The sequence below is a fragment of the Massilia mucilaginosa genome (genome assembly GCF_011682145.1).
Lineage (GTDB): Bacteria > Pseudomonadota > Gammaproteobacteria > Burkholderiales > Burkholderiaceae_D > Telluria_A > Telluria_A mucilaginosa.
Genome location: NZ_WHJH01000007.1, coordinates 187,362 through 199,720, shown reverse-complemented (window position 1 = coordinate 199,720; position 12,359 = coordinate 187,362). Strand labels below are relative to the sequence as shown.

At 67.9% G+C, this 12,359-nt stretch carries 8 protein-coding genes and 1 other RNA gene; all 9 read right to left on the bottom strand.

The window, feature by feature from the left end; genetic code table 11:
- Positions 1-549: 549 nt before the first annotated feature.
- Positions 550-1,602 (bottom strand): DUF2334 domain-containing protein, encoded by a 1,053-nt coding sequence (locus tag F2P45_RS36100; protein ID WP_370663226.1) that lies wholly within the window; start codon positions 1,600-1,602, stop codon positions 550-552.
- The gene (locus F2P45_RS09475) at positions 1,583-2,719 is read right to left on the bottom strand and encodes a glycosyltransferase (RefSeq protein WP_166873329.1); all 1,137 of its coding nucleotides are present in this window, start codon (positions 2,717-2,719) and stop codon (positions 1,583-1,585) included. Before F2P45_RS09475 ends, F2P45_RS36100 begins: the two co-directional genes overlap by 20 nt.
- Before the next feature lie 109 nt (positions 2,720-2,828).
- Positions 2,829-4,049 carry a CaiB/BaiF CoA transferase family protein gene (locus tag F2P45_RS09470; protein WP_166873327.1) on the bottom strand — a complete coding sequence of 407 codons (1,221 nt, stop codon included), beginning with the start codon at positions 4,047-4,049 and terminating at the stop codon, positions 2,829-2,831.
- Positions 4,049-4,639, bottom strand: a complete 591-nt coding sequence (gene recR, locus F2P45_RS09465) for a recombination mediator RecR (RefSeq protein WP_166873324.1) — start codon at positions 4,637-4,639, stop codon at positions 4,049-4,051. Before recR ends, F2P45_RS09470 begins: the two co-directional genes overlap by 1 nt.
- Before the next feature lie 17 nt (positions 4,640-4,656).
- Positions 4,657-4,983 carry a YbaB/EbfC family nucleoid-associated protein gene (locus F2P45_RS09460; RefSeq protein ID WP_166873321.1) on the bottom strand — a complete coding sequence of 109 codons (327 nt, stop codon included), beginning with the start codon at positions 4,981-4,983 and terminating at the stop codon, positions 4,657-4,659.
- Positions 4,984-5,043: 60 nt separating this feature from the next.
- Positions 5,044-7,215, bottom strand: a complete 2,172-nt coding sequence (locus F2P45_RS09455; protein ID WP_166873318.1) for a DNA polymerase III subunit gamma/tau — start codon at positions 7,213-7,215, stop codon at positions 5,044-5,046.
- Between the two features lie 162 nt (positions 7,216-7,377).
- Positions 7,378-7,476: signal recognition particle sRNA small type (gene ffs, locus F2P45_RS09450), an RNA gene on the bottom strand.
- A gap of 52 nt (positions 7,477-7,528) precedes the next feature.
- A complete protein-coding gene (locus F2P45_RS09445) occupies positions 7,529-8,053 on the bottom strand; it encodes a hypothetical protein (RefSeq protein WP_166873316.1) in 525 nt (174 codons plus the stop codon).
- Between the two features lie 34 nt (positions 8,054-8,087).
- Positions 8,088-12,332 (bottom strand): RHS repeat-associated core domain-containing protein, encoded by a 4,245-nt coding sequence (locus F2P45_RS09440; protein WP_166873313.1) that lies wholly within the window; start codon positions 12,330-12,332, stop codon positions 8,088-8,090.
- Positions 12,333-12,359: the final 27 nt, after the last annotated feature.

Below are 12,359 nucleotides of genomic sequence, written 5' to 3'. Positions count from 1 at the left end.
TGACCCTTCGGTCGGCATGGCCCAGTGCAGTGCAAAGGTGTTCGAGATACTCGTCCAGATCTGCCAAATTGTCCATCTTCACCCCCATCGTCATGGAAGGTTTCAGTATACACAAGGGCTAATAGTTACAATGCTTTTATGACACAGTAAGGCTAGTGTCCCGAGTTGGAAATTCGTTGACGATTAAACATGGCGAAATCGCACCGAGACAAGGAGCAAAGCGCAGACAGGCAAATGCCTGGCGAGCATTTGTGACGCGGTATCGGCGCGATTATCGCCATGTTTATTCAACGAATTTCCGACTCGGGACACTAGATCAAGGAGCTACGCGGCCGCGCGCAAAGTGGGCGCGCATAAAGGAGAGTTCGATGCATAGGTTGACGACAGCGTGTATTGGCGTGCTGCTGCTCGCAGGCTGCACCACGCCACAGCAAAGGGCCGCCGCGGCGCAGGCGGAGATGGAGCGGACGATGGTGGTGTACGGGCCGGCGTGCTCGAAGCTCGGCTATCCGGCCAACTCGGATACCTGGCGCAATTGCGTGCTCCAGCTTAGCGCGCGCGACGATCTGCTGCGCTATGGCTATCCGCACTACTACGGGGCGCTGGGGCGCTCGCACTGGTCGCTGGGCGGGTATTGGGGGCCGTACTGGTAGCGCCAAGCCATTGACTGGCGAAGCCGGCCTTGGTCAGGGCGACGCGCGATTGCAGCAGATGTTCGATGAGTTTTTGCGCGTGGCGCAGCAGCGCCGGATGATGCGCGTCGCGCGGGTGCAGGGCCAGGCGCACCAGCGGGGCGTCGCGCAGGAGCGTGGCGAGCATCCGCGCGGCGGGTGGGGAGACGATGCGGCCGGTGCGGTTGCGCGCGGCGTACACAAGGGAGGGGGAGTGCAAAGCCTCGGAACGCTGCGGTGCCGGCGCGGCGAACTTGGGTTCCCGCCAGCGCGGGAACAACGGGTTCAAAGAAAGCGGGGGAAGCCGGCGTTGCCGCTGCACGGCTTGATGCGGGCCAGGTTCCGCTGGCTCGGACTGCGCCTCCGTCGGCATCAAGCAATGAAAATGACGCCACGTCGTCGTGTAAACAAACGGATGACCGCGCACCGCCTCCCAGGCGCCATCGCCAAGCAGCCACGCGGGCGCGACGAAGCCGCTCACGGGCCAGCGGCGTTGGTCGAACCAGGCCAGCCCGCGCGCGATGCGGCGCCGCGCCTCGGCCACATCGAGCGCGGCGAACTCGCCCTCGCCCTCGGTGTACACCCCGCGCAGGAAGCGGCTGCGCCAGCCGTTTGCCCGCGCGGCGGTGTCGAGATGGGTGTAGCCATGCAGGGCCATTTCGTGCCGATCGGCGAGCAAGTGGCCGAGCGCCGCCTCGAGCGCCGGCGAACGCGCCGCGCTGCCGTGCCAGCGCGGCACCACCAGCCACGTCAAGGGAATATCCGCCACCTCGCGCACGGCCTGCAACAGGCGCAGGCAGTCGGGCCAGGTGGCCGGCGCCACGTCGTGGATGACGACGCACAGCGCGGGCCGCTCCTCCGGCGATGCGGCCTCGCACACAGTCTGCGGGCCAGTCCACGCGCGGCGACGTTCATTCGGTGGCGCAGACACGCTCGGCCTCCAGGTCGGCGCGCGCACGCGATGCCAGCAAGCCGGCGTAGCGGTTCATCAGCTGCGGCATGATGCGGTTCCAGTCGTACTGCTCGCGCGCCTTGCGCGAGGCCGCGCGCGCCATGCCGGCCAGGTCCCTGCCGTAAATCGCTTCGATGCCGGCCGCCAGGCCATCGACACTGTTCGGCGGCACCAGGATGCCGGTGCCGTCGTCGATCAGTTCGGCCACGCTGCCGCCGCGCGTGCCCACCACCGGCAAGCCGCACGCCATCGCCTCGGGCACGATCAGGCCGAAGGTTTCGCAGTCGCCGGGATGGACCAGCACATCGCAACTGGCCAGCAGGCGCGCCAGCACGCACTGGTCGCGCTGGAAGCCAATCACGCTGGTGTGTGCGCAGCGCGGCAGCTCGCCGCCGCCGCCGATCAGCAGCAGGTGATACGGCCGCCCGAGTTTGCGCACGGCGTCGATCAGCAGCGCCAGCTTTTTCTCGGCGGTGAAGCGGCCGGCGTAGACCAGCAGGCGGGTGTCGGGCGCCAGTCCCAGCTCCTGGCGCAGCGACTCGCCGCGGCGCTGCGGCGAGAAGGTGCGGATGTCGATCCCGAGCGGCTGGTGCAGCGCGCCCCGCACGCCGATGGCGGCCAGCTGGTGCACCATCAGCCGGCTTGGCGCGAGCACCAGGTCGAACTGGCGGTACAGGTGCGCCAGGTAGGCGCCGGCGGCACGGCGCGCGGTGCGGCCGAAGCGTTCGTGCACCAGGCGCGCCAGGTCGGAGTGATAGAAAGCCACCGCCGGCACGCCCAGCTGGCGCCGCACGCGCAAGGCCGCCCAGGCGGCGTGGAAGGCGTCGCCCGCTTCGATCAGGTCGGGCCGCAGGCCGCGCATCAGGCGCGCGGGGGCGCCGACCGTGAGCGGCACGCGGTAGCCGTGCATGCCCGGAACGGTCACGGCGGGCAAGCGCAGCAATGCGGGCGTGCCGTCGCGGTTGTCGACGTTGGTGCTGAGGATGGTGTGGCGGACGCGGCTGCGCTGCGCCAGCCAGGCGGCCTTGGCGTTGAGATAGGTGCTCACACCGCCGCCTTCCGCGGCATAAAACATGGTGATGTCGACGAGGTGCATGCTGGTGGGCCCAGTTGAGAGAGCCCACCTTAGCAGCGGATAACTTAGGAAGTTTGAGCGCGCGCAAACGGACGGCGCGCCAGTTGGGGACGCGCTTGCGGACGCGCCCTTACAGCACTTGAGCCTGCCTCAAGGCCGCGATCTCCTCGGCATCGTAGCCGAGGCCGGCGAGAACTTCATCGGTGTGCTGGCCCAGCGCCGGCCCGAGCCAGCGCGTCCGGCCCGGCGTGGCCGACAGCTTGGGCGTGATGGCGGGCAGCTTGACCGGCGTGCCGTCGCTGAAGTGGTGCTGCTCGAACATCTCGCGCGCGAGAAATTGCGGGTCGCTCATCATGTCGCGCACCGAGTAGATTTTGCCGGCCGGGACATCGGCCGCCTTCAGGGTCGCCAGCGCGCTGTCGATGGTGTGGGTGGCGCACCAGGCGGCGATGGCGTCGTCGATCTCGGCGCTGCGCGGCACGCGGCCATCGTTGCGCGCCAGTTGCGCGTCGCCCGCCATGTCGATGCGGCCCATGGCCAGCATCAGGCGCTTGAAAATGGCGTCGCCATTGCCGGCGATGACGATGTTCTCGCCGTCGCCGGTGGTGTAGGTATTCGACGGCACGATGCCCGGCAGTGCGCCGCCGGTGCGCTCGCGCACCACGCCGGCGTGGTCGAACTCGGGCACCAGCGACTCCATCAGGTTGAACACGGCTTCGTACAGGGCCACGTCGACCATCTGCCCTTCGCCGGAAACGCGCCCGCCGGTGGCGTCGCGGTGGCGCAGCGCCATCATGGCGCCGATCACGCCGTGCAAAGCGGCCACCGAGTCGCCGATCGACACGCCCACCCGCACCGGCGGGCGGTCGGCGTGGCCCGACACGTAGCGCAGCCCGCCCATCGATTCGCCGATGGCGCCGAAACCCGGCTGGTCTTTCATCGGCCCGGTCTGGCCGAAGCCGGACAGGCGCACCATGATCGCGGCCGGATTGAGGGCCTTGATCGCTTCATACCCGATGCCCCATTTTTCGAGCACGCCGGGGCGGTAGTTTTCGATGATGATGTCCGCTTCCAGCGCCAGCTGGCGGGCGATGGCGCGCCCGCGTTCATCTTTCATGTTGAGGGTGATGCTTTTCTTGTTGCGCGACTGGACCGACCACCACAGCGAGGTACCGTCCTTGAGGATGCGCCACTGGCGGATCGGGTCGCCGCCGTCGGGCGCTTCGACCTTGATCACGTCGGCGCCGAATTCGGCCAGCATGCGCGCGCAGAACGGGCCGGCGATCAGGGTGCCCAGTTCGAGCACCTTGATGCCGGCCAGCGCGCCGGGCTTGAGCGCCGCCGCCGTCATCAGGTGCTGCGCCGGTCCAGCATCGCGCGCGCGATGGTGCCCGGGTCGACGTATTCGAGCTCGCCGCCGACCGGTACCCCGCGCGCCAGGCGGCTGACCTTGAGGCCGCGCGCCTTGAGCATCTCGCTGATGTAGTGGGCGGTGGCTTCGCCTTCGTTGGTGAAGTTGGTCGCCAGGACCACTTCGACGACCACGCCGTCGGCGGCGCGCGCCAGCAGTTTTTCGAGATGGATGTCCTTGGGGCCGATGCCGTCGAGCGGCGACAGGCGGCCCATGAGGATGAAGTACAGGCCCTTGTAGGTCAGGGTCTGCTCGATCATCATCTGGTCGGCCGGGGTCTCGACCACGCACAGCATGCTGGTGTCGCGCTGGTCGTCGAGACACAGGTCGCAGACCTCGGTTTCGGAGAAGGTGTTACACAGCGCGCAGTGATGCACCGCGTCGACTGCCTGGTACAGCGCGCGCGAGAGCATGGCTGCGCCCTCGCGGTCGTGCTGCAGCAGGTGGAAGGCCATGCGTTGCGCCGACTTCGGGCCGACGCCGGGCAATCGGCGCAGCGCTTCGGTCAGGAAGTCGAGCGATTTGGACATGGGCTCTTGCTGCGTTCTTAGAAAGGCATCTTGAAGCCGGGCGGCAGCTGCATGCCGGCACCCAGGCCACTCATTTTTTCGGCGGAAGTCGCTTCTGCCTTGCGCACGGCGTCGTTGAAGGCGGCGGCGACCAGGTCTTCCAGCATGTCCTTGTCGTCGGCCAGCAACGACGGGTCGATGGTGACGCGCTTGACGTCGTTCTTGCAGGTCATGACGATCTTCACGAGGCCGGCGCCGGACTGGCCTTCGACTTCGACGCTCGCCAGCTGTTCCTGCGCCTTCTTCATGTTGTCCTGCATGGCTTGCGCCTGTTTCATCAAGCCTGCGAGTTGGTTCTTCATCATGGTGATTCTCCGGATTTTTTAGAAATGAGAGTAAGGAATGAGATTAATAGGGTGGCCGGTTCATGCCGGCGCGCTTGGGGCGGGACGCACCGAGCCGGGCACGATGAACGCGCCGAGGTCGCGCATCACGTCCTTGACGAAAGGATCGTTGGCCACGGTTTCCTCGGCCACGCGCTGGCACTCTTCGCGGTAGGCGATCGCTTCGGCGCTGGCGGTATACCACACCGGGCCGATGTCGATCTCGAGGTGGATCTTGGTGCCGCTGAAGCGCTCCTGCAGCGCCGTGCACAGTTTTTCGGTATTGCCGCTGGCGCGCAGGGTGTCGATCGGCACGCGCAGGCTGAAGGTGGTGACGTTACCGTCGACCACGCACGACACCAGTTCCGTTTGCAGCGCCAGTTGCTGCGACACGCCGCGCAGCACCAGGCCGGCGGCCAGCGCGGGCCAGTTGCCGTCCCAGTCGATGGCGGGCACCGGGGTGATGACGTAGGCGTGGCGCGGCCGCGCCGGTGCGCGCGCGGCGGCGGCGGGCGGGGCCTCTTGCGCGACGGCGGTGTCGTCGGAAAATTCGGTGACCCACGATGGCGGTTCGCCGTCATCGTGCGTGTCGGGATAGTGCGCTTCGGGCATCGGCGGCGCCGGCATGGCCAGCGCTGCCGGGGCGGCGGCCTGGGACTCGCCCTGCTCCCATGGCGGCGGCGGCTTGGCTGCGGCCGGGGGCTCGGGCTCCGCTGCGGGGGCCGGCGGCGCGGCGGCGGCGGCGCTGGCGGCGGCCTGGTTCGACATCGCGGTCGGACGGCGCGGCGACGAGTTCTGTCCACGGCTGGCCGAACGTGCCGCTTCGAGGGCGGCATTGATGGCGGCGCGCGCCGAGTTCATGGCCGGCACGCTGGCCGGCGGCGCCGCTTGCTGCACAGGCGCGGGCGCTGGCGGCGCGGCTTGTTGCACGGGCGCGGGCGGCATGCGCGGTGGCGGCGGTGGCGCGCTCACGACGGCATGGCTGGCGACGGCCGCCGCAGCGGCCATACCGGCGCGCGCCGGTGCCGCGGCCGCGGCGGCGGCGGCTGCGCGTGCCGGCGCGGGCGAACGGGCGGCGGACGAACCGCTTGGCGGCGCCCCTTCGCCGCCACCGTTACCGGGGCGGAAAGCGAGCATGCGCAGCAAGGTCATGGTGAAGCCCGCGTATTCGTCGGGCGCGAGGCCAATCTCGTTGCGGCCGTGAACGGCGATCTGGTAATACAGCTGCACTTCCTGGGCGTCGAAGGCTTGCGCAAGGCGCAGGATGTCGGCCAGTTCGGGCAGGTCTTCCGGCACGGCGGCCGGCACGCTTTGCGCCAGCGCGATCCGGTGCAGCAAGGTGCCGAGGTCCTGCAGCGCGCCGTTGTACGACAGGCTGCGGCTGGCCATTTCGTCGGCCACCGCCATCAGGTCGGCGCCGTCTTGCGCAAGCAGCGCGTCGAGCAGGCGCACCAGGTAAGTCTGGTCGAGTGCGCCGAGCATGCCCTGCACCGCGTCGAGCGTGACTTCGCCGGCCGCGTAGGCGATGGCCTGGTCGGTCAGGGACAGCGCGTCGCGCATCGAGCCGTGCGCGCCCTGGGCCAGCAGGCGCAATGCGGGCTGCTCGAAGCTGATGCCTTCCTGGCCGAGGATGTTATCGAGGTGGCTGATGATATGCCCCGGCGGCATCTGCTTGAGATTGAACTGCAGGCAGCGCGAGAGCACGGTGACGGGAATTTTTTGCGGATCGGTGGTCGCCAGGATGAACTTGACGTGCTCGGGCGGCTCTTCCAGCGTCTTCAGCATGGAGTTGAAGGCGTGGTTGGTCAGCATGTGCACCTCGTCGATCATGTAGACCTTGAAGCGCGCGTTCGATGGGGCGTACACGGCCTGCTCCAGCAGCTGGGCCATTTCGTCGACGCCGCGATTCGATGCGGCGTCCATCTCGATATAGTCGACGAAGCGGCCGGCGTCGATCGCGGTGCACGCTTCGCACACGCCGCACGGGTTGGCGGTGATGCCGCCGTTGCCGTCGGGGCCGATGCAGTTGAGCGACTTGGCCAGGATGCGCGACAAGGTCGTCTTGCCGACACCGCGCGTGCCGGTGAACAGGTAGGCATGGTGCAGGCGGCCGCTTTGCAGCGCGTGCGTGAGGGCGCGCACCACATGCTCCTGGCCGACGAGCGTGTCGAAATTCTTGGGACGGTATTTGCGGGCGAGGACTTGATAGGACATGCTGAATTTTACCGTAGATAGCGAACGCGGGGGCTTCCCGCTGCCCGAAAAGGCAATTGTAGCAAGAGTGCGCGAGAATGCGAAACCGTCGCTTGTGCAAGCGCTGTTTTACAAAGGAAATTTGGGAGGTGCGAACGAGGTGGGACGGACTGGAAGATCGAAAGAGGCGAGCCTGATCTGCGGCACTTATGGTTAACGGCCGTGGCTGCTTCGTTCCCGACCTGACCAGGTTAGCCATGCCACAATGCGCAGGGGCCCGCCAGCGACAATTATAACCGACCGGAAGGATTTGTGGGAAACAGCTTGCACGCCCCTACGCTGGCAGTTCGAGCACCTGCATGTCTTGCTGCAGCGAAGCGCTCATGGCAGGGAGCGTGGCGGCGGGGGTGAGGACGATTTCAAAACCGAAGTCGACCACCACATTATTGTCCACCTTGCGAAAGCCGTTGACCGCCACCGCGTAGCATCCCGGCGCAACATCGACCCGCTGCCACCCTTGCTCGGGATACCACTCCAGAAACACGGCCAGGTCTGCAATGATGAGCCGGCCCGTCACACGCAGCGGGAACGACGCGTTTCTTACAATGATCAGCTCATCAGGAACGACGGACGCTTCGCCAGCCATGCGCACCACGACCCGGTAGAAACTGTCGTTGACGCCGATGATCGGCACCACGATGCCCTGCTCCACCACCTTGTCGCCATCGTCGCTGGTGGTCAGGCGCGTGTAAAGATTGTCGCCTTCGGCGATCTGGCCGAAATACGCCTGCAAGCTCTTGTCGTCGAACATGACGATGCCGCCAAAGTCGACGATCACCTCGAATTGTTGCACGTTCATACCTCCAGAATCATAGTGGGTCCGTCCATTCATCTCAACAGCCGCCCGACGGCGGCGGCATCGCCTGTTGCCTGCCCCACGTCAACAGCGCCGAGAACGCCTGGCGCGGCGTGACATTGCGGGCAATGACCTCGCCGGTTGCCGGTATTTTCAGGTCGCCGCGGATATGCGACACCGCGTCGAGCCCCTTGCCGGCGGCCCGCACCAGGTCCATCGGCTTGCCGCTCCACGATCCGGTCAGGGCCCCGACGAACGGTTTCTGGGCCGCGTGAATGGCTTCATGGGCGCCCGACACATAGGGTTTCGCGAAGAAAAAGGTCGGCGTCCTTGTGTTACTGCCGAACAGGGTCGCCACCAGGCTGGTACCGGTCGAGCGGGCCAGGCTTTGCGGAACCAGGTGGTGCCCGACCCTGACCGGATCGACCCATGGCATCAGCCCCAGGGGGTCCATCCAGCCGGAAGGATTGGGCGCGTACGCATACAGATTGTCGCCGCCGGCCAGTCCGATCGGGTCCGGGCTGATGAAGCGCCCGATGTCGGGGTCGTAAAAGCGGAAGGTGTTGTAATGCAGCCCGGTGCCCTCATCGGCATACTGGCCCGGGTAGCGCAAGGGCTGCTCGATGGCGCCCGCAAGCGCCACATCGTCGTCGTGGCCGACCTTGCCCCAGGCCTGGTAGCTTGCGGCCCAGGCCAGCTCGCCCGCGTCATCGGTCATTTCGAGCGGCGCGCCAATCAGGTCGGTATGGAAGTGATACACGCGCGCCGAATTTTGCGCGCCGGCGATGGCGGCGGCCGTCGCGGCGGCGGCGATCAGCGCGTCGACCCGCGCCAGCGGCGTGTACGCGGCGTCGGGACTGAACACATAACTGCTGACGGCGTTGTCGCGGCGCTCCTGCACCATGCGCAGCCCCTGCCAGACAAAGCGCTTGATGCGCGTGCGCGCGCGTCCGCCGGCGTCGGTATGCGTGTCCGTGGTGGCGATGCGGCGGCCCAGCGGATCGTACGCGAAGCGCATTTCCGATACGCCGCCCGGGTTTTCCGTCACCACGCTCAGCAGCCGGTCTTCGGCGTCGAAACTGAAGCGCTGGACCTGGTGCGCGCCTTTGCGCTTGGTGACCATATTGCCCCAGGTGTCGTACTCGAAGCGCAGGTCCTGCCAGACCTTGAGCCGGTTGCCCTCGACCTGGCCGCGGCTGTTCGCTCCCGCATCCTGCAACAGATTGCCGGCGGCATCCCACACGAAGCGTTCCTGCCGCTGGTCGGCGCGGCGGGTCTGGCGCTGCAAGCGGCCGAGCGGGTCGTACTGAAAATCGATCGCGCCGCGCACGCTGTCGCGCTGCTCGGCCAGGTCGCCGGAAGGGCCATAGCGATAGTTGCGCCACAGGCGAGCCTGCCCCGCTGCCAGTTCCGGCGCGCTGCCGGCCGTCTGCGACGCGCGCCGGCCCAGGATGTCGTACGCGATGCGCTGCGTCAGCGCGCCCTGGGTGCGCTCCACTTCGCGATGCAGGTCGTCGCGCTCGACGTCGCAGATCACCTGGCCGGCGCAGCGGATCTGGTGCACATGGCCGGAACCGTAGGAGAGCATGTCGATGCGCTGGCCGTGCGGCAGCGCCAGCGACGCCAGGTTGTCGAGAGGATCGAGCCCATAGCCGAGCGTGCCCTCGGCGCCATGTTCAGCCACCATGCGGCCCGCCGCGTCGTAGTCGAAGCGTACCGCGCCCGCGCTCACGCCCAGCGCCAGGCCTTCCTCGCCCGGCTCGCAGGCCGCTGCGAGCAGGCGGTCGCCATCGTCCCAGGTGTAGCGGGTGGTCGCCGTTGCGGTGGCCTGGGCCAGCACGCGCCCTGCCTTGTCGCGTTCGTAGACGACGGTGCGGGGCGCGGCCCGGCCATGGACGGCGCCGATTTTTTCGATCTCGCGCAGTTCGCCGGCCGGGTCGTAACGCATGCGCCGCTCGGCGCCATCCGGGCGCACTTCGCGCACCAGGCGGTCGCCGGCATCGTATTCGAAGCGGTAGCGCGCAAGCTCGCCGCGCGCCAACTCCACCACGCGCCCGCGCACATCGTAGCGGTAGCGCAGTTGATGCTGCGCCTGCTCGATCACATCGAGCACCTGGCCGCGCGCGTTGCGCACCCAGCGGCGCGGCTGCCGGCCGGGGCCGCGCTGCTCGATCAGCAGGCCGGCCGCGTCGTAGCTGAATTCTTCGGCACTGCCGTCGGCCAGCAGCACCTGGGTCGGCTCGCCGGTGCGCAGGTAGCGGTAATGCGTGGCCTGGCCGAGGGCATCCGTCAGGCTGGCCAGCTGGCCGTCGGCGTTGTACTGGTAGCGCGTGACCTTGCCCGAGCAGTCGGTGTAGGACGTCATCAGGCCGCGCGGGTTCCATGCCATCTGCTGGCGCCCGCCGGCCGCATCGATGCGCGCGAGGGGGAAGGGGCTGAGGCCCTGCGGGTATTCGTTGCGTTCCTCGCGGCCCAGCGGATCGACAGTCGCCAGCAGGCGCCCCAGGTAGTCGTACTCGGCGCGCCAGCGGGCGCCGTCGGGCAGGGTCAGTTCGCTGATGCGCAGGCTGTTGCCGTCGTAGGTGGTGCGGGTGACGCGCCCCAGCGGATCGGTCTCGGCGATGATGCGCGCGGCAAGGTCGTACTCGAACGCCACTTCACGCCCACCCGGCAGCCAGACCCGTTGCGGCATGCCGGCGTCATTGAAGGCGGCGCGATAGCTGGCGCCATCGAAATCGGTGCAGGCGGTGATCTGGAAATGGGCGTCGTACTGCCAATGGGCAGTGCGTCCCTGCTCGTCCTGCGCCCAGGTCTGGCGCGCCTGGGGGTCGTAGCGAAAGCTGGTGCGTTCGCCCTCGCTGGTGCCGCATGCGACCACGCGCGCGGCACCGCCGATCTCGGCCCATTCGTAAGTACAGGTCAGGCCGAGCGCGTTGGTGTGGCTGGCCATGCGCCCGTCGAGGTAGCTGAAGCGGCGCGCCACGGCGCCGTTGGCGTCGGTGACGGACACCAGCTGGCCGGCGCCATCGTAGCCATAGCCGACCAGGGTGCCGGGGGTGCCGCCGCCGGTGCAATCGATCGCGCGCAGGCGCACCGGGGCATCGGCGTAGCGCAGCTCCAGCTGCTGGCCGCCGCTGGTGCGAATCGTGCTCACGCGGCCGGCCTCGTCGCGCAGGTAACTGTGCCACTGGCCGGTGCGGTCTTCCCTGCGCCGCACCCAGGCCACGGCGCCGCCGGGGTCGAGCTGGCCGAAGTCGTGATACACCTCGTTCAGGTCGTACAAAATGTATTGTCCGGCGGCGCTGCAGGCCAGGTAGCACTGCTCCGCTTCGCTGTAAGCGCAGTGACCGGGCTGGACCAGAGGGAAGCCGGTCTCGCGGCCCTGGCCGTCGGTATACCAGATCATGCCGTCGCGCTGCTGCAGGCGCAAGTCCCATGGCAACACCCAGCCCTTGCCGAGGCTTGAGTCGACAGCGAGGTCGCTGGCGTAGAAGCGCGAACAGACCAGCGGGATGGGGCTCTGGACCACGGCGTCGATTTCGTGCTGGGCCAGCAGCACCTTGCGCCCGGTCGCCACCTCGACCGGATTGCCCATCAGGCCGCCCAGCACGCGCGAGACGATCGGGGTGGCCACGTAACGGCCGATGGCTTCCCCGGCCACGAAGCCGCCGATGAATTTGGCCGCGCACGGCAGCACCGCGCGCGACAAGCCCCCGGCCGCCTTGACCAGGCCGGCCAGGCCGCCCGCCAGTCCGGCCAGCGCGAACGCCCAGTCGACCGTGGTGCGCAGCCATGGCGGCACTTCGTCGGCGACCGGCAGATAAGCCTTGGTGCCGCCGCCGATGAACACGTTCGACGAGCCGCCGTCGATCACGGCGCCGCAGGTGGTGTGGTCGTCCTTGCGCGCCGCCGCGAAGCCGTTGATGAAAACATTGGTCGAGCCCTCCGCCACCAACGGCACCGGGCTGTGCTTGTCGCACACGACCGTGCTGGTCTTGGCGAAAGCGGCCGCCAGCTTGTTGGTGAAGACATTGGGCGAGCCGCTGGTGATGGTGCCGGCGGGCGACATGATCGACTTTCCGATCGCCTCGCCGATGCCGAGTATGGCCGTGGCGCCCACGCCGGCGACCAGGCCGGCAATGAGCGCGACGCCGAAGCCGCAAGTGAAGGTGGCGAACGCGACGGCGGCGATCAGGGCGATGCCGATCAGGGCGCCGACGAGAAAACCCGCCAGGGCACTGCTGTGGGCGATGGGGTCGGTGAGGCGGGCGGCTTCAAACATGGGCGGGCTCGTCCTGGTTAGTGAAGG